Consider the following 22,831-nt stretch of genomic DNA (forward strand, 5'->3'; position numbering starts at 1 on the left):
CCGTTTCAGAATGCCGTTTTCTATCGTCTCTTTTGAGCCCTGTTATTTGGAGCTAGCCAAAAACCGTAAGACCTGCCAAAAGCCTTAAACCGGTTCATGAAAATTGGTATCCGCGAGCCACCAGACGCTGATGGCGTTCGGCCAGCCGGTCTTTCATCTTTCCATCTTTCACCATCTGGCGCAGTTTTTCAATGCGTTTACGACGTAATTTTGGCGAACCGCGACGCACCATTGGCCAAAGAATCCAAGGCAAAGCAAAGATATGAAACATTGCAAGAACAATAATCGTTGCGACTTTCGACGCCATAAGATAGTGCCCGCGCGCGCGCAAAATATAATAGGGAATGCTGGCACAGATGCCCACAATAACTGCCCACAAAACCGGTATGATAATGGCCAGAAGAAATACACCAAATTTTCCGAGATCAATAAAAAATGTCAAATTCCATGCATGAATAATCCAGTTCGAGATCCCGAGCAGACCAACCAGCAATGCACCATAGATGAAAATAACAAACATAATGAGGAAGGTAAGCGGTGCGGCTATACCCGGCTCGCGAAACCGATCATCATTCTGATGAGCCAAAGAGGTCATTATTTTATCCTGCTATTGAAAAACGCCGAACAACTGAATGAAAATCCGACGACAGAAAGCCTATCAGCCGTATCCCCGCCGGTCAACTCAAGATAACCGGCGAAAACCGGTTGAAGTGACAGGAATAGAATACCCGCATTTCAACTTCATGCGGGCACAAGCGGAATAGATTAAGCAGCGTTCGAAGCCGCTGGATGCTGCGTGAGAAAAGTATGGATGGCTGCCGCATCATGGGTGTTGCGCAATTTTTGAACCATATCATTGTCGCGCAAAACGCGGGCAATTCGCGATAGAGCTTTCAAATGGTCGGCACCGGCGCTTTCAGGTGCCAGCAGCAGAAAAACCAGATCGACCGGTTCGTCATCAAGCGCTTCAAAATCAACCGGCGTTTCAAGACGGGCAAAAACCCCGATAATATGATCAACATTGGCTAGTTTGCCGTGAGGGATAGCTATACCGTTTCCCACACCGGTCGAACCAAGTTTTTCTCGCTGAAGAATCGTATCTAGTACTGTGCGCTCGTCAAGACCGGTCAAAGACGCGACCTTTTCCGCCATGATTTGCAAAACCTGCTTTTTCGAGTTTGCTTTGAGGGCGGGAATAACTGCGTCCGGTGCTATCAAATCACTGAGATCCATGTGGTTTCCTTTTTTCCATCCCCAATTCTTTCCCGAGCCTGAGGGCCAAGTCCGGAGCATTAAAGGGCGTGGAGCATTCCCCTTAGCATCAAACTTTATAAAAGTCGAAAAAAAGGGGATGCCTCATTCAAGCTTTATTGGTAATGGATGACGGGTCAATCCAACCGATATTTCCATCAGCCCGCCGGTAAACAATATTGATTTTACCATCAGCAGCATTGCGGAATACCAGAACCGGATTATCCATCAAATCAAGTTCTACAACTGCATTGGCGACAGACATATCGCGCAAAGCCATCGACGTTTCGGCAACGATCGTCGGTGCGTAGTCTTCCGGCAAGCCTTCATCTTCATCCGGCACCGGTTCCATAATATGATAAGCATATTCGGCAAAAGTCGCATTGTCATTTTGCTTGTTGCTGCGTGATTTCAAACGCCGTTTATAACGACGAAGGCGCGTTTCCAATCGTTCTGCTGCGGCATCAAAAGCACCTTGCGGATCCTGTGCCTGACCGGTTGTCTGCAACACGGCACCGGAGCTTAGATGCAATACGCATTCCGCCGAAAAACGCGAACCGGATTTGACAACGGTAACATGTCCGGTCACACCACCGGCAAAATATTTTGAAATCGCATCGTTGATCCGGTCCTCAATCCGCGTACGGAAAGCGTCACCGATATCCATGTGCTTTCCCGAAATGCGCAAGCTCATTATAAACCTCGTTCATAATTCGTGATTTTTGCAGTTTAACGACATCTTCAAGAGGAAGCAACTCAAAGCACGCCCTTTTCTCGAAATGACGGAAAAACCACGTTTTCAAAGGGGGCTTCTATTCAGTTATCAACAATAAGTCAATTGACTTAAATCAATCTATAGTTGTTGCAAGTTTTGCTTTCTTTTCTCTGCGTCGTGTCACTGATGAGGAAATATTCATTACTTCTCTATATTTTGCCACTGTACGACGTGCAATATCTATATTTTCTTTTTTGAGCAATTGAACCAGTGTATCATCGGAGAGAATGTCATCTGCATTTTCGCCATCAATCAGGTCACGGATACGTTGCTTGACCGCATCTGCCGCATATTGCTCGCCGCCATTTGTTGATTGCAATGCCGCCGAAAAGAAACTGCGCATTTCAAAAATACCACGAGGCGTTGCGATATATTTATTTGCGGTTACGCGACTTATGGTTGATTCATGCATGTGAACCGCTTCGGCAACCATCGCAAGTGTCAGGGGTTTGAGAGCTGCAATGCCACGACGCAAAAATTCTTGCTGGTGGCGAACAATTTCTGCGCTTACCGTGATAAGCGTACGTTCCCGCTGATCAAGCGCCTTGATCAGCCAATTTGCATTTTGAACACAATCGCTAATAAAACTGCGACCGATATCGCCTTTACCTATTTTGACTGCATAATCCCGATCAATCACAAGCTTCGGCATTAAAGCGCGGTTAAGCTCGACAACAAATTCGCCATTCCGATCCACAGAAACAATCACATCGGGCGCAACAGGAACCGCCATTGATGTGCTATAGGCCGTTCCCGGTTTGGGATCGAGACTGCGAATTTCTTTCAAGATATCAACAACCTCACTTTCATCAAGACCGGAAAGCCTTGAAAGCATTGTAAAATCACGTTTTGCCAAAAGCGGAAGATTTTCAAGAATAACGCTGATTGCCGGATCAAGGCGGTTTTTTCGTTCAAGCTGCAATGAAAGGCATTCACAAAGCGAGGTCGCAAATATTCCCGGGGGATCGAATTGTTGAAGGTGTTTCAGAACTTTTAAAACCAGTGCTTCAGGCACTGAAAATTCTTCCGCCACTTTTTGGACAGAACCGGCAAAATATCCCGCTTCATCAAGATCACAAGCGAGATAACAGGCAATATCGTGTTCATTTTTATGTTTGAAGGCAAAGGCAATCTGCTCGCTAACGAAATCCTGTAGATTTGTTTTATCTGCAATCGTTTCAACAAAGTTGACATCTCCAATTGCCAAAGCTTTTGTCGCCGGTTTGTCCCAATTGTCCATGCCTATAAAGTCGGATGAATAGTCTCTTCCCGAACTTCTATCAGTCGTTTGGTTATGCAAAGAAACAGCCTCATCGGCGCCGTCAAACATGTTGGAAAGCGTTTCGGAATCAAATGTTTCAAATGTATCCTGATCGTTGGCGGCTTTTTCTTCCGGAATTTGTTCACTTAAATCGAATTTTCCAGTCTCTTGTCCGCTTTCGGCATGGAGATCCGTGTCTCCCTCACAATCGTCTGCATCCGATCGTTCAAGTAACGGATTTTTTTCCAGCGCCTCTTCAATAAATTGCTCGAGTTCACCTGCAGTCATCTGGAGAAGTTTGATTGATTGCATCAGCTGGGGCGTCATCACCAGAGATTGTGATTGACGTAGCTTGAATGACGGTGATAGCGCCATAACCTTACTTCCTCCCCGATGGACCCCTCGCGAAACGGCCAATGAACATCACACACAACCAACCGAAGTTTGAAACTTCGACGTGATATTTTAAAAAAATCTATTCCCTACCGAAACTGGTATGATCCTTGCTTGTCAATAAAAAAATGATAAAAAATCGAAAGCTTCAATCCTTGCTTTCATTTTCAACAATTTTTGTATCTTACCGGTTATCGAATTTAGTTGTCGTCTGCAATAAATGCCTCGACATTATTCCGTATGAACACGTTTTTGTTAAAAGCTGCTTGATACATGAATTGTAATAAAAACGCTCAAGCGCAGTAAATCACCCTTTCAACCCTCATTGTCCCCTTTCTCACTTGTTGCGACACGCAGGGAAAAACGCCAAAAAGAACAAAAATATATTTATACTGGAAAATATTTTAAGAATTTTATATATAATTAAATTAATACAAATTTTGTTTAATAAACTTTATTATTTTATATAATAAAAATTATTTATTTTATATTTTTGTTATAATTTTAATTAAAATTTTAAAACCATAAATATATTCTATATATTTTGATGCAATTTATATTCGACACTCGCGTCTGTATCTTTCAAGCGTGCTAACTATGAAGCACTGTTATTCGATACTACCAACATCGGAAATAAGTTATCAAAACCCCATTCATGATGAATAAAAACATGGACAAGCCGCGCCCACTAAGGCTGTTAATTATCCGACGTTGTTTAGAAAACACGAAGATCAAGCAACAGAAGATGCCTTGATACGTCCGGCGCCGACATCTCGCCTATTTCACATAAATATTGAAAAATCAGAGAGAAAACTGATCGCCGAGATAAAGTCTGCGGACATCCGCATTGGTAACAATATCGTCCGGTTGGCCGTGGGTTAAAACCTGACCATCGTGGATGATATAGGCACGGTCAACAAGCCCCAATGTTTCACGCACATTGTGGTCGGTCACAAGAACACCAATGCCGCGGCTTTTAAGGTGCCGCACCAATTGTTGGATGTCGGCAATCGCAATCGGGTCAATACCGGCAAAAGGTTCATCAAGCAGCATGAAGTTCGGGCGAGAAGCGAGTGCACGGGCAATTTCCAGACGCCGTCTTTCACCACCGGAAAGAGCGAGAGAAGGACTCTTGCGCAAATGCGCAATCTTGAACTCATCAAGAAGCGCATCAAGTTCTTCGGCACGCTTTTTGCGGTCTTTTTCGACGACTTCCAAAACCGCCTTGATATTGTCTTCCACCGAAAGCCCGCGGAAAATGGAAGCTTCCTGAGGCAGATAGCCAATGCCCAAACGTGAACGCCGGTACATCGGCATGTCGGTCACATCAAAACCATCAATTTCAATGCTGCCGCCATCAACTTCGACAAGTCCTGTGACCATATAGAAACATGTTGTCTTACCCGCTCCATTGGGGCCAAGAATGCCGACAATTTCTCCGGCACGCACGCCAAAAGAAACACCTTTGACAACTTTGCGCCCCCGATAGGTTTTTGTCAGATCGCGAGCAACGAGTGTCCCTTTGAGGCGTTCTTTGAGGCTTTTACCCGAACCATCTTCATAGGCTATTTCTTCAAAAGCCATTTGCGAATCACTTTGTGACATAAAACGCTCATTTTCCGTTTTGTTCGTTGCGATTCATAATGATCGATACCCGACCATTTTGACCCGCGGATTTACAGCTTTCGAGAAAAGCTTTGCCTGTATCCATGTGGGCAGTCAATTTACAACCGGTCGCCACATTATCACCATCTGCCAAAATGACGCGTTTTCCTGTCAGAACCATCAATTTCGATTTGCCGTCAAAAACACCTTCATCACCGGTCGCAACCTGTGTTGCCGTTTTGATATAGACTTTGCCGGATGCTTCCATTTTTTCAACACCCGTCGAACCGAGACCACCGGCACCGGCTGCTGCTGTTTTGGTGGCAGCATCCCCTTTTGCCTGATCGGATGAAGTGTTGCTTGATGCATCGGACTTGTCTTTATTGGCGTCTTCAGGTGCCTTGGCGTAATGGACTATCAATTTCGATGTCCGCAAAATCCGGTCGCCCTGAACAACCGAAACGTTACCAGTAAAAATTGCAACGCCGTCTTTGTCACGCATTTCGAGATTATCAGCGTTGAGCTCCACCGGCTCTTTTCCGCCGGAAAGATTGACACCGAAATTCGTCTGTTGAGCCAATGAAGGCGTTTGCCCGAGGCTCATGAAAGCCAATCCTGTTGCCATCACTGCACCAAGGTTAGAAAAATACTGCTTTAAAGGCTTCATTTTACAATCCTCAAATAAACGCGACACTGCTCATTTCAAAAGGCAGGGGTCTTTCGTTCCTTATTGCGCATTTGCGTTGTCAATGACAAGACTGACACCACGATTAAAAAACAACACTTGTCCATTATCACGTATTTGTAAACCGTTTGCCTTCAAATGTTGCCCGCCACGACGAATATCAACCGGTTGATCTGTGCTCAACTGGCTGGTTGACAAGTTGACATCGGCAGCTTCGAGTTTTGCCACCATTCCATCATTTGTTTTAACCTCAAAGGGTTTGTCGAATTGCAGTCGCCCGTTGACATTATCATAAAATGCGCCCACCGCATTGACCGCCGCTTCCCCGCGCTGCCCCAAGGGAAGAGTTGCGGCAATCTGTTGTAATTCGATCATACCGGGGTGATGTGGGTCCTGAATGGCTTTATTGGCTTTCAAAGAATAGGGCTTATTGGCCGATGTGTAACCTTCAAGCTTCGGATCAGTCATCGTCAATTGTCCGCCACTGCCCTGATCGCCATTCAGAACGACAAGATCACTCGTGCTTGGTGTAGCAAAAAACGTAAACCAGGAAAAAATCAGCGCGATAACAATGGCTGCCACCGGCAGCAGAAACTTCAATATATGGACGCGCACTGAATGACGACGTGCAGCATCAAAAACAGCATCAGATTTATAGCTCGGTGAAAATATTTCTGAACTGTCGTCCATTCTACCCCTAACAATCTTTCGAGTTTGATAAAAACAATCGCCTAGACGAAGTTCCCATATACCAGTTCAATATTTAGAGCAATTGTACCCGCCATTCAACTTTTCATTAAACGACCTTATTATTATATAGACCGACAACAAAACGTTTAAATCTGAACAAAACAGGCAAAAACGCTTTTTTTTCAACGGTTTTTAACGGTCTTGAATAATTTTTTGATCAAACAGCGTTGACGAAATGCAATAGACAGACAATAAACTATCACAGCAATTGAATATTATAGTGAATGGCAAAGGACAACTGGCAGAATTTTTGAAACGGAATTCGAAATGCCTGTCAGACATGGGATTATAAAATCAACGAATCGTTATGAGCCTTGATTTTGTAACGGGTCATTGTCACCAAGCCGATCAAAATTGGAGGCTGTTTTGATTAAATCGGAACTTGTGCAAATTATCGCTAACCGTAACCCTCATCTTTTCCAAAGGGATATTGAAAATATTGTCAGCGCTGTATTTGATGAAATATCCACGGCTCTGGCTGAGGGAAATCGCGTAGAATTGCGCGGATTCGGGGCTTTTTCGGTTAAAAACCGGCCTGCGCGCTCCGGTCGCAATCCCCGCACAGGAGAAACGGTTTCGGTTGAAGAAAAATGGGTTCCGTTTTTTAAAACAGGTAAAGAATTGCGTGACCGCTTGAACAACGAGTGAAATCATGAATCTGAAACAGATTGTTAGTTTGATAATACTGATCCCGGTTGGCATCATCCTGATTGCTTTTATCATCGCCAATCGGGCGAGCGTTGCTTTAAGCCTCAATCCTTTTGACACAACGGACACCAGTCTTGTTTATCACGCTCCGTTGTTTGTCTGGCTTTTTCTTGCACTTGCAATCGGTATTATTATCGGCGGAATAACAGTTTGGTTTACCCAACATCGCTTCCGCAAAGCCCTGAAAGACACGCAAACCGAACTGCAAGGGCTTAAAATGGATATGTCTAAGAAACCGGATTTGACGAAAACAGATCTTACAGTCGTTGACCATTCCTGAATATTAAGCCCCGTCGGGCAAAGTAGAATTTTTTCATTCATCTGCTTTTTGTATTCAACAATTTTTTTAAAATTGTAACCAGCGCCCTTGAACAGAATGACCAGGATTATAAGCGTTTGGCTTATCAATAATTTTATGCAAATATTTTATTGTTTTTTGCTCGTTTTTTTGGGTGATCGTTATCGATTGTTTTCGAATATTTGCGACAATAAAAACGGGACTATCAGTTTACGGTCCAATTCTCACTAAACCGCATAAGCAAAATGAAGAGCGATTATTTTGCCGGAATCTTTATTCGTTTTGATAGTGGAATGCGTTGTTCATTAGCCAAAACCGGTTTTGGAGCGTGCAAGAAAAATATACCTTTTTGAAAAAGATGTTTTATAAGCAAAGAACATCCTGAAATTTATGGAAAACGCCCGATTGTGAAAGCACAACACCCAAAAGAAAAGAAGCGCGGATCTAAAATATCACGCAACAGTGCTCCCTATAGTCTTAAAAAGGCCCTCGAAACAGGAGATAAGCCTGAAAGACGGAAAGCTTTGCGCGCCAATCATTCAGGAAAATTTCATAAAGCCCACACACCGGACGCCGCTGTGCAATCAGCTAAAGAGGTGCAACGCGAAGACAAGGGTGGAAACACAGTAGAAGTGAAAAACCGCTTTTTACCTCGCCCGTCGGGGAAAAGACCCGAAGAAAAATTGCCGGTCATTCTCGAAACAACTGCAAGCGAGAATTACGCTTTGATTGACAGCGGTAATGGCTTGAAACTCGAGCGTTACGGAAATTTGCGCATTATTCGTCCCGAAGGACAAGCTTTATGGCAACCCGCGTTAAGTGAAAAAGATTGGCAGGATGTTGATGCGATTTTTACCGGAAATACCGATGAAGAAGGGATGGGGCGCTGGAATTTTCCAAAACAGCCACTTGGCGAAACGTGGCCACTTTCATGGGATGGAATGTCATTTCTTGGCCGCTTTACCTCATTTCGCCATGTCGGGGTTTTTCCCGAGCAGGATGCCCATTGGCGTTTTATGGAAGAACTTATTAAAAAAGCAAACCGTCCGGTTAAGCTATTGAACCTTTTCGGCTATACCGGTCTTGCCTCGCTTATTGCGGCAAGAGCGGGCGCCGAGGTCACCCATGTCGACGCATCCAAAAAAGCTATTTTATGGGCCAAAGAAAATCAGGAAGTTGCACAGTTAACAGATCGCCCCATTCGCTGGATTTGTGATGATGCAATGAAATTTGTCGAACGTGAAGGGCGTCGCGGCAAACATTACGATATTATTTTACTTGATCCGCCGGCTTACGGACGCGGGCCCCATGGCGAGGTGTGGCAACTTTTCGATCATTTGCCCGAAATGGTCAAAGGATGCCGCGCTATTTTATCCGATAATCCGATTGCCGTGATATTGACTGCCTATTCAATTCGCGCTTCATTTTTTGCAATCCATGAATTAATGCGTGATGAATTTACCGGCCTTGGCGGACTTATCGAATCGGGTGAACTTATTTTGCGTGAAGAAAAGGCAAAAAGGGCGCTTTCGACTTCTCTTTTTAGCCGCTGGATTTTTTAAAATGACAACACAAAGACAACACGGTCAGGTTAAAGAAATTACCTCGCTCGCCAATCCGATCATCAAGGATATGAAATCCTTGTCACTTAAAAAAAACCGCGATCGTGAGGGCGTTTTTATGGCCGAAGGGTTGAAGCTCATCATTGATGCTCTCGATCTCGGCTGGACAATACGCACACTTTTGTTTTCCAAGGCGGGTCTCGGCAACCTGCTCATTGAAAAAACGGCAGCCCGCACGAAAGCCGCTGGTGGTCTTATCATCGAAGCAAACCAGAAAGTTATGGAATCCGTAACACGGCGAGACAATCCGCAAATGGTGGTTGGTGTTTTCGAACAACGCTGGCGTGACATGTCTACCTTCAACGCCAAGGGAGAGGATGTCTATGTTGCACTCGACCGCATTCGTGACCCCGGCAATCTCGGAACCATTATCCGCACAGCCGATGCAGTCGGGGCGAAGGGGCTGATACTCGTTGGCGATACAACCGACCCCTATTCGCTTGAAACAGTACGCGCAACTATGGGATCGATTTTTGCCCTTCCGCTTTTTAAAATGAGTGCTGACGAGTTTTTAAAATGGCGCTTGAGCTTTCATGGTCAAATCATCGGGACACACTTAAAAGGTTCCGTTGATTACCGCACAATCGACTATAAAAAGGGACCTATCATTCTTTTTATGGGCAACGAGCAACAAGGCCTTCCGGATAATCTTGCCGATAGTTGCGATCAACTTGCCCGTATTCCGCAAGCGGGACGCGCCGATTCACTCAATCTAGCTGTGGCAACCGGTGTCATGCTTTATGAAATCCGCCGTCATAACCTGACACTTGACCCGCGCGAGGCCCGTTCATGAAGGCAAAATCCCTCATCACACTTATAGTGGGGCTTATCATCACAGTTGGTCTTGACCAATTGATCAAATATTGGGTGGTCAATACGCTCGCTGTCGGGGAAGAAATCGACCTTTTGCCGTTTCTTTCACTTTATCATGCCCGCAATCCGGGAATTGCTTTTTCAATGTTGTCATCAGTCTCCGATTGGGGGCTTATCGCATTGACATTTTGCATCATCTGCTTCGTTATCTGGTTATGGAAAAACGCCGGTCCTGAAAAATCACTGTCGCGATTTGGCTTTCTGCTGGTGATCGGTGGAGCCATCGGCAATCTCATTGACCGCATACGTTTTCACTATGTCATCGATTACATTTCTTTCCATATCGACGATGTTTTCTCGTTTGCCATTTTTAACCTTGCTGACAGTTTCATAACGGTCGGCGCTGTCCTGATCGTACTGGATGAATTGCTGCACTGGAAAAGGGAAAAGCGAAAAGCAAACTAGAATAACCGCAAGCGGCTTGAAACATCCCCATTTATCGGCTCAAAAATTTAGAACGCCCGTCAGCATCTTTTCATCCATATTGTCTAAAGCTGAAAAATATTTTTGATTGCGCATTTATCAAAATCATCCGCTCTCTTGTTTCAACTTCAACGAATAATTCTATATCGAGTCGATATTATCAGCGTCTTTAATCTGCCGAGACTTCCGCCAAAACAAAAATAATTCGAAACGGATGCGCGCACTTTTTTCCAAAGCTTGTTGAAAAACGTCCTTTTCAATAAACCCGTCTTTTTTCAAATTAATCAGCTCCGTCTTTTCCAAAAATGGTTACGACAAAGCTGTTTCGATTGTCATCAGCCTTTACCCATTAACGGTTAAAAGGATAAAAATCATATCCATTTTTGATACATCCGCCCTCTAACATCTGCCTTTGCCATTTTTTTGACAGAAATAAAATTGCGGTTCTTAACCGGCTAAGCCGTTTCAAGCTCTTATAAACACAGAAAAAAGTCTATATTTACCAATTATTAATCCTATTTCAGGGCGATTGTGAATTGTCTTGAAAAAATCACTTTCCCGTCATTGTCATGCACCAAGAAAGTTCTAAATCGACAACAGAACATGATGTTGATTGATTTTAAATCAACAGCGCTTCAATAAGGAGCATTGAAATGACAGCTTGTGCAAGGACAGTTCTGAAAACACCGGATAATAAAAGTTGCGATATGAGCGATTCTCTCTTACTTGCAACATTCAGTTCTTTGGAAGCCCGTCTGCGGAAAGTCTCTGGTGACCTTGAACAAACGGTTCCGGCATCAGCCCAAAAAAATGTAACGGATGATCGCGACGAATGGGTGATGACTGTCAATGATAAAGCACACCCGCAAAATCCTGTTGCAAGTTGCCACATGACACTTACAAATGTTCTAGGTGCCAATCAAAATCTTGACGGGACGAGTCTCGGTGACAGTTTCGAACTCGAAGGCGACCAGACTGCGCCGGTGATTTTGACAATCGCTCCTTTTGAATGCTTTGACAAATCGAAGGCACATCGTGCTCAAGGCCTTTTATGGCAGGCGATTTCGCACTTCTGCCAGCTCCAGAATGTCGATTATGTCATTGGAAGTCTGGCATTCGACAGCCGCTATCCCGCTGCACATGCTCTGGAACTTTCCTATCTCTATCATTTTTGCCGGTCACAATCCGGACTTCATTTGCGTGCTGCCCATGGTGTGACCATGGATATTATGCCGGAAGAGGCAATCAAGCCCGATGAAGCATTTTCTTCGCTTCCGCCCATGCTGCGCTATTGCTTGCGTGTTGGAGCAAAAGTTGCCGATAATGCTGTGGTTGACCGTGCAAGCAACGAAACACGCGTATTTTTATTATTCCCAGCCAAAAAAATTGTGGGCTGAAACAATACCTATAAAAGGCAGAAATGTATTTTGCCCATAAACAAAAGTTCAAGAAACGGAGGCCGTAAAATGCTTCCGTTTTTTGACATTTTAGAGCTATTTAATATTCATCCGCTTGTAGCAACTGAAACCGCCTAACGAACTTACTTGATTTATTGACAGATTTTTTAAAAACGCGCCAAATGATATGAACCCGTTTGGCAAAACAATGGGGCATTGTTTTTGGCGGTTTCACTAATTCCATTCCGGTGCGTTAAAATTAGTGGCTATGTTTGGTTGGAGCATGTTTTTTATCATGATGTTTTACATCATCCGCCTTCAGCCAATGGGCGGAAATTGCATTATATTCGCCATTTTTCTGCATCAAATGCAACCATTGATCGACATAAAGTTTCCAACTGATATCGCCCTTCGGAAGCATGTAGCCCTTCTCGAAAAACTCCAAAGGCTTTTCCGGATTGACGGCGCATAATGTCGGATAGTGACGTTTTTGGTAAAGAGCTTCGGATGCATCAGTAATCATGACATCGGCTTTTTTATCAACAAGATTTTTAAAAATCGTCGTATTGTCATGAAAAAGCTCGAGTTTTGCATTCGGCATATATTTTCTGACAAACGCCTCATTGGTTCCGCCAGCGGGTTCGATCACACGAACATTCTTTTGGTTAAGTGCACTTAACGTATTATATTTTTTAGCGTCTTCACAACGTACAAACGGAATTTTGCCATCCACTCCAAGTGGTTCCGACATATAAACCTGTTGTTGGCGGGCAAGCGAAATGGAAATCCCGCCCATTGCAATATCGCATTTGTCATCAAGGAAATCCGCCATCAGCGTTTTCCAGCTTGTTTGCACAAATTCTACCTCGGCACCAAGCGATTTGGCCAGAGAATGCGCCATGGAAATGTCGATGCCTTCATAGGTACCATCGGTTTTCAAAAAGCTATAAGGTTTATAGTCACCAGTGGTGCAAACACGTAATGTTTTAATGTCAAGGACATCATTGAGTTTCGACGCATCGGCGTGTGTCAGCGTTAAAGCCGAACACCCCCAAACAAGCATCATAAGAATTTTCTTCATCATCGGTCCCATCCGGCAGTTCATTATTCGTCTGACTGTTTTCTTTCCCACATTGTTTTAACCTTATTGCTTGTCGGTTTAACCAAATCAGCCATCAAGCAAATCAATAAAAGCACCAACCGCTTTGGTTTTGAAGCGTTGCGGATTGAGTAACAGTAAAAAATCACGCTTTACGGATAAAAAATTCAACCTTTCAACAAGTCCTGCGGCAAGCAGAGCCGAAACTGCACGTCTTGAAATGGCCGTTAGAGCATTTAATGCCGCTACTGCCGACAGCACCGCTTCATTCGAGGGGAAAGTCTGCATCACTTCAAGATCTGCCAGTTCATAACCTTGGTTTGCAAGTGCCTGCTCGAAAATGGCCCGTGTTCCCGACCCCTTTTCACGCAAAATCCACGGAAAAGCTGAAATATCTTTAAACTTCACTGACGGTTTATTCGTAAGAGGATGGTTTTTTGCGGCAATAATGAACAATTCGTCATCAGCCACTTTTTGACGATGAAGGCTTTCATTTTTTATGGTTCCTTCGGCAAAACCGATATCTGTTATGCCTGATAGAACAGCATTTTCGACCTGTTCGGTATTACCGATCGACATTTTAACCGTTATCGCCGGATATAAATTGCGAAATTTTGCAATGACCGGTGGCAAAAAATAATTTGCGATTGTCTGGCTCGCATAGAGACCGAGCGCGCCCCGTTTAAGCCCGCTAAATTCACGCAAAGTTGTTTCGGCAAGTTTGACTTGCGCCAATGTGTGGCGGCAATCTTCCACAAAGACAGAACCCGCATCACTCAACTGGATACGCCGTCCAATGCGATTGAAAAGACGCACCTGATAATGTTCTTCAATCATATGGATGGCACTGGAAACGGCAGAAGGTGTCAACAAAAGGGCTTTCGCCGCTTCGGTCAAATGTTCGCGTTCGGCGACAGCCAGAAATATCCGCATCTGTTCAAATGTAATCATTGCCGTGCCATTGTTCGATCAAATCGAACAATTCATAACATATTTGAAAATTGATTACATGATTAAACAGCGCTAGCAGATTTTAAAAAAAGGATATTTCAATATGGCTAGCCGAGTTCAGGCAATTTTTTTTCGTTTTGCACCGGGCATCATATTATGCGCGGTTATTTCGGCTGTTGCCATTATTCTGGAAAAGCTTGAAAAACTCATCTTTGGCGAGGCCTGGCTTGAAAGTCTGGTTCTTGCCATACTGATTGGCGCCATCATCCGGACAGTCAAAGGCATTCCATCCCAATATGCGGAAGGAGTCGGATTTTCAGCAAAAATTCTTCTTGAATGCGCGGTTCTACTATTGGGTGCAAGTATCAGTGTGAGCGCGGTCGTCGCTGCCGGTTTCGGATTGCTTGTCGGCATTATCGTCATTGTGGCCTGTGTGATTGCCATAACCTATGCAATTGGCAGGTTTTTGGGCCTTGGCCCCCGTCTCGCCTTGCTTGTGGCCTGTGGCAATTCGATTTGCGGAAATTCTGCCATTGCGGCTGTTGCACCTGTCATCAAGGCAGAAGGCTCGGACGTGGCTTCGTCAATCGCTTTTACAGCCGCGCTCGGTATTGTTGTTATTCTGGTCTTGCCACTTGCTGTCCCCTTAGCGGGCTTAAGCTTTACACAATATGGCGTTCTTGCCGGTATGACTGTTTATGCTGTGCCGCAAGTTTTGGCTGCCGCAGCACCTGTATCACTTATCAGTGTCCAGACAGCCACGCTTGTCAAACTTGTTCGTGTGTTGATGCTTGGGCCGGTGATATTCGTGATTGGCCTCATTTACGGCCTCGGTGCCAACACAAAACTCAAATTCAGCAAAATGGTGCCATGGTTCATTATCGGCTTTGTCATTCTTTTGCTTGCCAATTCCTGCGCTATCGTTCCCCAATTGGCACTCGACGCCATGGCTTTTGTGGCAAAAATCCTGACCGTTATTTCAATGGCCGCTTTAGGATTGGGTGTTGATATAAAGGCTTTGAAAAAATCCGGACCACGAGTTGTCCTGACAGCTTTCATATCCATCATCATTCTGGCGACTGCAAGCCTGACAATGATCTCGCTCCTTCAATTGTCATAAATGGCCGGTAGTGCATTAGACGACGATATATCCAAAATAAAACAGCCCCGAAGGGCTGTTTTAATAGATTATATGCAATCTCTTTGTTTTGAAATTACAGAATAAACCGCGACAAATCGGCATTGGCGGCAAGGTCACCCACTGCTTTTTTGACATAAGCAGCATCAACCTTGAAGGTTGTTCCCGATTTATCCGGTGCTGTGAAGGAAATTTCGTCAAGAACGCGTTCCATCACTGTTTGGAGGCGGCGGGCACCGATATTCTCTACAGTAGAGTTCAAATCTACTGCTATATCGGCGAGAGCATCAATGGCATCATCGGTAATTTCCAGTGTCACATTTTCGGTCGCCATCAAAGCAATATATTGCTTGATCAGGCTGACTTCCGTTTCGGTAAGGATGCGGCGGAAATCTTCCCGTGTGAGCGCATTAAGTTCGACCCTGATTGGCAAACGTCCCTGAAGCTCAGGCAAGAGATCAGAAGGTTTCGAAACGTGAAACGCACCAGACGCGATAAACAGAATATGATCGGTTTTGATTTGACCATATTTGGTAGCAACGGTTGTTCCTTCAATCAAAGGTAACAGATCGCGCTGCACACCTTCACGCGAAACACCGGCACCAAGGCCGCCTTCACGGGCTGCGATCTTGTCGATCTCGTCGATAAAGACAATGCCGTCATTTTCAGTGGAACGAAGCGCTTCCTGAATGATCTGATCCTGATCGAGAAGTTTGTCGGACTCGTCTTCGATCAATGGTTTGAATGCATTTTTGACTGTGGTTTTCCGCGTCTTGGTGCGTCCACCCATCTTACCGAAAATATCGGACAAATTCATAATGCCCATTTGCGCGCCCGGCATACCGGGAATGTCAAATGTAGGGGCACTATTCGGGCTGTTATCGGCAACCTCTATTTCAATTTCGTTGTCATCAAGCTCGCCCTCACGCAATTTTTTGCGGAAACTGTCGCGGGTTGCAGGACTTGCGGTTTTGCCGACCAGCGCATCCAGAACACGTTCTTCTGCGTTGATATGGGCTTTTGCTTTCACCGCTTCACGTTTTTTTTCACGGACAAGATTGATGGCCACTTCAACAAGGTCACGAATAATCTGTTCGACATCACGGCCGACATAGCCGACCTCTGTAAACTTGGTGGCTTCAACCTTGACAAAAGGTGAACCTGCAAGTTTTGCAAGGCGGCGGGCAATTTCGGTTTTGCCAACGCCGGTCGGCCCGATCATCAGAATATTTTTCGGCATTACTTCTTCGCGCATTTCGCCTTGAAGCTGTTGACGACGCCACCGGTTGCGCAATGCTATAGCAACAGCACGCTTGGCATCTTTTTGTCCGATAATAAAGCGATCAAGCTCGGAAACTATTTCGCGGGGGGAAAATACAGAACTCATCTAAAAGTGCTCTCTCTTTCGCACTTCCTGTCAAGTTTAACGCTCAACCGACAAGAAGCGACATGGAAATATTCAATCATTATTCGGCATCAAGCGTTTCAACAATAAAGTTGCTATTGGTGTAAACGCAAATATCGGAAGCAATCTTCATGGCTTTGCGGGCAATTGTTTCGGCATCCATATCGGTGTCAATAAGTGCACGCGCTGCCGAAAGAGCAAAATTACCACCCGAACCGATCGCCATAATGCCGTCTTCAGGTTCAAGCACATCACCAAGGCCTGTCAAAGCCAGCGTCACATTTTTATCGGCCACCAGCATCATCGCTTCCAATTTACGCAAATAACGATCGGTGCGCCAATCCTTGGCAAGTTCGACACAGGCACGCATCAATTGGTCAGGATATTGTTCAAGCTTGGTTTCAAGCCGTTCAAGCAGGGTAAATGCATCGGCTGTTGCACCGGCAAAACCGGCAATAACCGATCCATTCTTGCCGATACGGCGGACTTTTCTTGCATTACCCTTCATGATTGTCTGCCCTAATGTCACCTGTCCATCGCCGGCAATGACAACCTTATTGCCTTTACGAACTGTAATGATGGTCGTGCCATACATTGTATCGGGCTTATGTTCTGTCACAAGTAAACTCCTTTTATCCACACGCTCCATCCTCGTTAAAAGCAATGAAAAGCGGCTATATAGAGTGCATATTTAGGAACTCGCACATTAAAACTCAACCATATTGACGAAGACATTTTAAAAACCTTCCCGATTTTTAAAAAAACATTCATTTTGGCAAAAGTCCGCTCGATTATAACTTGTCATCAAAGCGCATTGTTGACTTGATCAAATGCTGCTAAAGCTTGGCGAATTCAAACTCTCAAGGGAAAACATAAAATGCCATTGCCGACAGTTGCTATTGGTGCATTGGGTGGCACAATTGCCATGGTCGCCGGAACATCTGGCGGTGTGGAGCCGGAACTTTCGGCTGAACAGCTTGCAAAATCAGTTCCCGGCATTTCCGAACTTGCCACAATACATGCCAAAACATTGGCAAAACTGCCAAGCGGTTCCCTTTCCTTCAGAGTGTTATTTGATGCTCTTGATTGGGCAATTAACCAGATTGATGAAGGTGCAAAAGCTGTCATTCTGACACAAGGAACCGATACGCTTGAAGAATCAGCGTTTCTTCTTTCACTTTATTGGCAAAAGCCGCAGCCGCTCATTATAACAGGTGCTATGCGCGCACCTATGGCAGCCGGCGCCGACGGACCAGCAAATCTTTTATCTTCTTTACTCGTGGCAATAGATGAACAAAGCATCGGTCGCAGTGTCATGGTGGTGATGAATGACGAAATCCATTCCCCGTATTTTGTAAGAAAAAGTCATTCTCTCAAAGTTGAAACTTTCAAATCAGGTTTAATCGGCCCGCTTGGTGCGGTTGTCGAGGCAAAACCGGTTTTCTTCCGCTCTACCGATAGGTTACCAAAACCGTTAAGCCAACCGAAAACGCTTGATAAAAAAGTTGCTCTCGTCGAAGCCTGCCTTTCTTCGGGAAGTGACCATCTTGAACTCGTATTTTCAAGCGGCATTTATCAGGGCGTTGTGATTGCCGGTTTCGGATCAGGCCATGTAAGCTTCGAGGAAGCCGATATTATCAAAAATTATGCCCATAAACTTCCGGTTATTATGGCAACACGGGCCTATAGCGGTCCAACGAGTGAGAAAACCTATGGCTATAAAGGATCTGAAATCGATCTGATGAGAGGCGGCGTGCTGATGGGCGGTTGGCTTTCGCCCTTAAAAGCGCGGCTTTTATTATGGGCTCTTCTTTCAGCCGGTCATGATAAAGAGGAAATTGAAAAAGAATGGAAACACTGGCAAATCGGCTAGATGATAAAAAACTGCTTAAAGTCACAAAACCGATTGATTGATGAAAAAGACGTGAAAGCAATTGGATATTTTGCACGAATGATTTAACATTGCTACTTCAAAAGTGACGCTGGCAAAGCTTATAAATAATACTGCTTCATTAAGTCTTGTACTCATCGTCAGGTTTTGAAAATGACAACAAGTGGAGCATCTTTCAAGCTTCTTGGAACGGGAACAAAATGACGCGCTCAGCAACGATAAAACGCAAAACCAACGAGACAGATATTTCGGTTTCGGTCAATCTTGACGGGACAGGAACATTCGAGATCGATACCGGAGTAGGTTTTTTCAATCATATGTTGGAACAACTTTCCCGCCATTCATTGATCGATATGAAAATCAAGGCTGTCGGCGACACCTATATTGACGATCATCACACCGTTGAAGATTGCGGAATTGCGTTGGGCGAAGCCGTCAAACAGGCTTTGGGGGAACGGCGCGGCATTCGCCGTTATGCTTCGCTTGATCTTGCGATGGATGAAACCTGCACGAGAGCGGCCATTGATGTATCCGGACGCCCGTATCTCATTTTCAAGGTTGAATTTCCGACACAAAAAATCGGTTCGTTCGATACCGAATTGGTCAGAGAGTTTTTTCAGGCTTTTTCCCAGCATGCCGGAATTACGCTTCACATTGTCAATCATTACGGTTTGAATAGCCACCATATAGCCGAGACCGCATTCAAATCGGTAGCACGCGTTTTACGTGCTGCAATCGAGGAAGACCCGCGCCAGAAAAACGCTGTGCCCTCGACCAAGGGCACTTTGAAAGGCTAATAAAATGCAGGTCGCAATTATCGACTACGGCTCCGGCAATTTACGCTCGGCCACAAAAGCTTTCGAGCGTGCAAGCCATGACCATGGCATAAACGCGGATATTATCCTCACCAATCGGGCAGAAGATGTTATAAAAGCCGACCGCGTGGTTTTGCCAGGCGTCGGTGCCTATGCGGATTGTCGGGCAGGACTGGATGCCGTTCAGGGAATGGTTGAAGCTTTGAATGAACGGGTGCTCAAAGGTGGTTATCCCTTTATGGGGATTTGCGTCGGTATGCAGCTCATGGCTTCGCGCGGAATGGAAAAAACAGTCACCAACGGGCTTAACTGGATTAAAGGTGACGTTACTTTGATAAAGCCTCAAGACGATGCTTTGAAAGTGCCTCAGATCGGCTGGAACACTCTCGAATTGAAACGGAGCCATCCGCTATTTTCCGGCATCCGCACGGGTGAACACGGGCTTCACGCCTATTTTGTCCATTCCTATCAACTTAATTGTCAAAATCCTGATGAATTATTGGCGGTAACCGATTATGGAGGGCCGGTCACAGCAGCAGTTATCCGCGACAATATGTTCGGGACACAATTTCATCCGGAGAAAAGCCAGCGTCTCGGCCTTCAACTCATTGCCAATTTTCTGGAATGGAAACCATGATTCTTTACCCTGCAATCGATCTCAAAGACGGGTTTTGCGTTCGTTTAAAACTCGGCGATATGAATAAGGCAACTGTTTATAGTGCCGATCCTGCCGCACAAGCCCACCACTTCCAGTCGGAAGGTTTCAAATGGCTTCACGTTGTTGATCTCAACGGTGCATTTGAAGGCGTCACAGTCAACGGTTCGGCCGTTGATGCGATATTGCGCGCAACGACAAACCCAGTCCAGCTTGGTGGTGGTATCAGAACCCTTACCCATATCGAAAACTGGCTGGAAAAGGGTCTCGCCCGCGTAATTCTTGGCACTGTTGCCGTCAGAAATCCGCAACTGGTTCGCGAGGCTTGCAAACTTTTTCCGGGAAAAATTGCTGTCGGCATTGATGCCCGCGGTGGCAAAGTCGCCGTGGAAGGGTGGGCTGAAGAGTCCGAACTTTCCACCCTTGAACTGGCAAAGCGTTTTGAAGGTGCGGGCGTTGCCGCCATTATCTATACCGATATTGATCGCGATGGGATCCTCACCGGTATCAACTGGAATTCGACCCTTGATCTTGCCCGTTCTGTTTCAATTCCGGTTATTGCTTCCGGCGGTCTTGCATCAATGGAGGATATCAAACGGCTTTGTTCACCCGATGCTTCCATATTGAATGGTGCCATTTCCGGACGTGCTCTTTATGATGGGCATATTGATGCAAAAGAAGCATTGGCATTGATTGACGAGGCAAATAAAAATGCCGGAAAGAGTGGGCAATCATGACGCTCAAAGCGCGTATTATTCCTTGTCTTGATGTCAAAGACGGACGTGTGGTCAAAGGGATCAACTTTGTTGATCTCGTTGATGCCGGTGATCCGGTTGAAGTCGCAAAAGCCTATGACAGCGCCGGTGCCGATGAATTGTGTTTTCTTGATATTACAGCAAGCAGCGACAATCGCGAAACATTGTTCGATGTTGTCGCCCGCACGGCTGACCAATGTTTCATGCCTGTCACTGTTGGCGGAGGTGTGCGCACTGTCAATGACATTCGCAAACTTCTGCTTGCCGGTGCCGACAAGGTGTCGATAAACACCGCCGCTGTTAAAAACCCCGATTTTGTAGCCGAAGCGGCCGATAAATTCGGCAACCAATGTATTGTAGTTGCCATTGATGCCAAAGAAGTCGCAAACGATGGCAAAAACCGGCATTGGGAAATTTATACGCACGGAGGGAGGCGCCCGACCGGCATTGATGCAATCGAATTTGCCCGTCTTGTTGAAAAAAAAGGTGCCGGTGAAATTCTGCTTACCTCTATGGATCGTGACGGGACAAAAGAAGGCTATGACATTACTTTGACCCGCACCCTTGCCGATGCAGTGGACGTTCCCGTTATCGCGTCGGGTGGGGTCGGAACACTCGACCATCTTGTGGCCGGTATTCGTGACGGACATGCAACGGCAGTGCTTGCCGCATCGATTTTCCATTTCGGAACCTATAGCATCGGCGAAGCAAAACACTATATGGCAAAAGCCGGCATTCCTGTACGCATGGATGAATTTGGAGAAGGTGAATGACTGATTTTAGCTTGCATAGCCTTGAAAATACCATTGCCAAACGGGCAGTGGTTGACGATGGCAGTTCCTATACGGCAAGCCTCGTAAAAAAGGGAATGGGGCGTGCTGCCAAAAAAATGGGGGAGGAAGCTGTTGAAACTGTTATCGCCTCTCTTGATGAAGACGACAAACATTTCATCAGCGAGAGTGCCGACCTTATCTATCATTTGCTGGTTATGTGGCATATCCGCGGAATAAAGCTTGATGACGTCATCAAAGAGCTTGAAAGACGCACCGCACAATCGGGACTTGAGGAAAAGGCGTCCAGAAAGAATGGGTAACGCGTTGAAGCCTGCCAGTCAGTCCGGCGACCTTGGTGACTTCGTTTTCGGAAGATATTCACCCTACAGTGTTTTCACTGCTTACGAATGGTCTGTCTTTCGTGCCGATACGCCGTTGACCCTGACATTTGACGAGGTCAAACGGTTACGCTCTATCGGCGATCCGATCGACCTTCAGGAAGTTCAACGTATTTATCTTTCTCTATCCCGTTTGCTTTCGACCCATGTCGAAGCAATCCAGACTTTATTCCAGAAAAGAAAGCGGTTTTTGCGCACACAAAACACTGCAAAAACACCTTTTATTATCGGGATTGCCGGTTCGGTTGCAGTTGGTAAATCAACCACCGCGCGCATCCTGCAAGAGCTCCTTAAACGCTGGCCATCAAGCCCCAAGGTAGATTTGATAACAACCGACGGTTTTCTCTATCCCAATGCAGTCCTGAAGGCTGAAAACAGGATGGACAGAAAGGGGTTTCCCGATTCTTATGATGTCGGCAAACTTTTGCGCTTTCTTTCTGCTATCAAAGCAGGTATGGGCGATGTTGTAGCGCCACTTTATTCCCACGCAGCCTATGATGTTTTGCCAAATGAGCAAATTGTTGTCGACCGGCCGGATATTCTCATTGTCGAAGGTATTAACGTGCTTCAGGTCAGAGATTTACCGCGTGACGGAAAAGCTGTGCCTTTTGTTTCCGATTTTTTCGATTTTTCTATCTATATCGATGCAAAAACCGAAATCATCCGTCATTGGTATATGGAGCGGTTTCGCCGTTTCAGACTCACAGCATTCCAGAAGCCCGATTCATATTTCCATCGTTATGCAAAAATGACGGAAAATGAAGCCATGGCCGTTGCCGAAACGCTTTGGAACACAATCAATTTGAAAAATCTTGAAGAAAATATTCTGCCAACAAGACCACGCGCCGATCTTATTTTGCGCAAGGGCAGCGATCATCTGGTGGAATATGTTGCGCTTAGAAAATTATAG

General features: G+C 45.4%; 25 protein-coding genes. 14 read left to right on the forward strand and 11 right to left on the reverse strand.

From position 1 onward, the window contains the following. Positions 1-94 precede the first annotated feature (94 nt). From PEB0122_RS01500 to lptC, 7 genes are all read right to left on the reverse strand, one after another. Positions 95-595: a hypothetical protein gene (locus PEB0122_RS01500; RefSeq protein ID WP_075869591.1), complete on the reverse strand. Its 501-nt coding sequence runs from the start codon at positions 593-595 to the stop codon at positions 95-97. A 170-nt stretch (positions 596-765) separates the two neighbouring features. After that, entirely contained in the window at positions 766-1,233 is a 468-nt protein-coding gene (gene ptsN / locus PEB0122_RS01505) for a PTS IIA-like nitrogen regulatory protein PtsN (RefSeq protein ID WP_075869930.1), read from the reverse strand. 127 nt (positions 1,234-1,360) lie between these two features. Next, the gene (gene hpf / locus PEB0122_RS01510) at positions 1,361-1,945 is read right to left on the reverse strand and encodes a ribosome hibernation-promoting factor, HPF/YfiA family (RefSeq protein WP_075915310.1); all 585 of its coding nucleotides are present in this window, start codon (positions 1,943-1,945) and stop codon (positions 1,361-1,363) included. Between the two features lie 154 nt (positions 1,946-2,099). Further along, positions 2,100-3,662, reverse strand: a complete 1,563-nt coding sequence (rpoN, locus tag PEB0122_RS01515; RefSeq protein ID WP_075915311.1) for an RNA polymerase factor sigma-54 — start codon at positions 3,660-3,662, stop codon at positions 2,100-2,102. An 819-nt stretch (positions 3,663-4,481) separates the two neighbouring features. Beyond that, on the reverse strand, positions 4,482-5,264 hold the full coding sequence (gene lptB, locus PEB0122_RS01520; RefSeq protein ID WP_143238510.1) for an LPS export ABC transporter ATP-binding protein: 783 nt from the start codon (positions 5,262-5,264) through the stop codon (positions 4,482-4,484). Between the two features lie 28 nt (positions 5,265-5,292). Then, positions 5,293-5,952 (reverse strand): LptA/OstA family protein, encoded by a 660-nt coding sequence (locus PEB0122_RS01525; protein WP_075915312.1) that lies wholly within the window; start codon positions 5,950-5,952, stop codon positions 5,293-5,295. Positions 5,953-6,012: 60 nt separating this feature from the next. Further along, positions 6,013-6,660 carry an LPS export ABC transporter periplasmic protein LptC gene (gene lptC / locus PEB0122_RS01530; RefSeq protein WP_075869586.1) on the reverse strand — a complete coding sequence of 216 codons (648 nt, stop codon included), beginning with the start codon at positions 6,658-6,660 and terminating at the stop codon, positions 6,013-6,015. A gap of 426 nt (positions 6,661-7,086) precedes the next feature. Here lptC and PEB0122_RS01535 point away from each other — a divergent pair, with 426 nt between their 5' ends. The 6 genes from PEB0122_RS01535 to PEB0122_RS01560 all read left to right on the forward strand — a co-directional run bounded on the left by PEB0122_RS01535 (position 7,087) and on the right by PEB0122_RS01560 (position 12,041). Continuing rightward, positions 7,087-7,368: an integration host factor subunit beta gene (locus PEB0122_RS01535; RefSeq protein ID WP_075869929.1), complete on the forward strand. Its 282-nt coding sequence runs from the start codon at positions 7,087-7,089 to the stop codon at positions 7,366-7,368. A 28-nt stretch (positions 7,369-7,396) separates the two neighbouring features. Then, a complete protein-coding gene (locus PEB0122_RS01540; RefSeq protein WP_225867775.1) occupies positions 7,397-7,708 on the forward strand; it encodes a lipopolysaccharide assembly protein LapA domain-containing protein in 312 nt (103 codons plus the stop codon). Positions 7,709-8,358: 650 nt separating this feature from the next. After that, positions 8,359-9,288, forward strand: coding sequence for an RsmD family RNA methyltransferase (locus PEB0122_RS01545; RefSeq protein WP_075915671.1), 930 nt, complete (start codon positions 8,359-8,361; stop codon positions 9,286-9,288). A 1-nt stretch (position 9,289) separates the two neighbouring features. After that, on the forward strand, positions 9,290-10,141 hold the full coding sequence (locus tag PEB0122_RS01550) for a TrmH family RNA methyltransferase (protein ID WP_075915313.1): 852 nt from the start codon (positions 9,290-9,292) through the stop codon (positions 10,139-10,141). Further along, positions 10,138-10,626, forward strand: a complete 489-nt coding sequence (gene lspA / locus PEB0122_RS01555) for a signal peptidase II (protein ID WP_075915314.1) — start codon at positions 10,138-10,140, stop codon at positions 10,624-10,626. Before PEB0122_RS01550 ends, lspA begins: the two co-directional genes overlap by 4 nt. Positions 10,627-11,297: 671 nt before the next feature. After that, positions 11,298-12,041, forward strand: a complete 744-nt coding sequence (locus PEB0122_RS01560) for a hypothetical protein (protein ID WP_075915315.1) — start codon at positions 11,298-11,300, stop codon at positions 12,039-12,041. Between the two features lie 259 nt (positions 12,042-12,300). Here the strand turns inward: PEB0122_RS01560 and PEB0122_RS01565 are convergent, their stop codons facing one another. Both PEB0122_RS01565 and PEB0122_RS01570 read right to left on the reverse strand, forming a co-directional pair. Then, positions 12,301-13,125 carry a transporter substrate-binding domain-containing protein gene (locus PEB0122_RS01565; protein ID WP_225867776.1) on the reverse strand — a complete coding sequence of 275 codons (825 nt, stop codon included), beginning with the start codon at positions 13,123-13,125 and terminating at the stop codon, positions 12,301-12,303. Positions 13,126-13,209: 84 nt separating this feature from the next. Continuing rightward, entirely contained in the window at positions 13,210-14,091 is an 882-nt protein-coding gene (locus tag PEB0122_RS01570; protein ID WP_083650165.1) for a LysR family transcriptional regulator, read from the reverse strand. Positions 14,092-14,194: 103 nt separating this feature from the next. On the opposite strand from PEB0122_RS01570, the gene PEB0122_RS01575 reads away from it, so the two are divergent. Continuing rightward, on the forward strand, positions 14,195-15,211 hold the full coding sequence (locus PEB0122_RS01575; RefSeq protein ID WP_075915316.1) for a YeiH family protein: 1,017 nt from the start codon (positions 14,195-14,197) through the stop codon (positions 15,209-15,211). Positions 15,212-15,305: 94 nt separating this feature from the next. On the opposite strand, the gene hslU is transcribed toward PEB0122_RS01575, so the two are convergent. After that, positions 15,306-16,616: an ATP-dependent protease ATPase subunit HslU gene (gene hslU / locus PEB0122_RS01580; RefSeq protein ID WP_075915317.1), complete on the reverse strand. Its 1,311-nt coding sequence runs from the start codon at positions 16,614-16,616 to the stop codon at positions 15,306-15,308. Positions 16,617-16,695: 79 nt separating this feature from the next. Next, complete coding sequence (gene hslV, locus PEB0122_RS01585; RefSeq protein WP_075869579.1) at positions 16,696-17,253, reverse strand: ATP-dependent protease subunit HslV; 558 nt, start codon at positions 17,251-17,253, stop codon at positions 16,696-16,698. A 264-nt stretch (positions 17,254-17,517) separates the two neighbouring features. On the opposite strand from hslV, the gene PEB0122_RS01590 reads away from it, so the two are divergent. The 7 genes from PEB0122_RS01590 (at position 17,518) to coaA (ending at position 22,831) form a co-directional block, all read left to right on the forward strand. Next, positions 17,518-18,507: an asparaginase gene (locus PEB0122_RS01590; RefSeq protein WP_143238795.1), complete on the forward strand. Its 990-nt coding sequence runs from the start codon at positions 17,518-17,520 to the stop codon at positions 18,505-18,507. Positions 18,508-18,725: 218 nt separating this feature from the next. Then, complete coding sequence (hisB, locus tag PEB0122_RS01595; protein ID WP_075869577.1) at positions 18,726-19,322, forward strand: imidazoleglycerol-phosphate dehydratase HisB; 597 nt, start codon at positions 18,726-18,728, stop codon at positions 19,320-19,322. Between the two features lie 4 nt (positions 19,323-19,326). Further along, a complete protein-coding gene (gene hisH, locus PEB0122_RS01600) occupies positions 19,327-19,977 on the forward strand; it encodes an imidazole glycerol phosphate synthase subunit HisH (protein WP_075913705.1) in 651 nt (216 codons plus the stop codon). Next, complete coding sequence (gene hisA, locus PEB0122_RS01605) at positions 19,974-20,732, forward strand: 1-(5-phosphoribosyl)-5-[(5-phosphoribosylamino)methylideneamino]imidazole-4-carboxamide isomerase (RefSeq protein ID WP_075915679.1); 759 nt, start codon at positions 19,974-19,976, stop codon at positions 20,730-20,732. The genes hisH and hisA overlap by 4 nt, the downstream gene beginning before the upstream one ends. Continuing rightward, entirely contained in the window at positions 20,729-21,523 is a 795-nt protein-coding gene (hisF, locus tag PEB0122_RS01610; protein WP_075915319.1) for an imidazole glycerol phosphate synthase subunit HisF, read from the forward strand. The genes hisA and hisF overlap by 4 nt, the downstream gene beginning before the upstream one ends. After that, the gene (locus tag PEB0122_RS01615; protein ID WP_075869574.1) at positions 21,520-21,843 is read left to right on the forward strand and encodes a phosphoribosyl-ATP diphosphatase; all 324 of its coding nucleotides are present in this window, start codon (positions 21,520-21,522) and stop codon (positions 21,841-21,843) included. The genes hisF and PEB0122_RS01615 overlap by 4 nt, the downstream gene beginning before the upstream one ends. Then, positions 21,836-22,831 carry a type I pantothenate kinase gene (gene coaA, locus PEB0122_RS01620; protein ID WP_075913707.1) on the forward strand — a complete coding sequence of 332 codons (996 nt, stop codon included), beginning with the start codon at positions 21,836-21,838 and terminating at the stop codon, positions 22,829-22,831. The genes PEB0122_RS01615 and coaA overlap by 8 nt, the downstream gene beginning before the upstream one ends.

This window comes from Ditibartonella apis (assembly GCF_001952075.1).
Classification (GTDB): Bacteria; Pseudomonadota; Alphaproteobacteria; order Rhizobiales; family Rhizobiaceae; genus Bartonella; species Bartonella apis.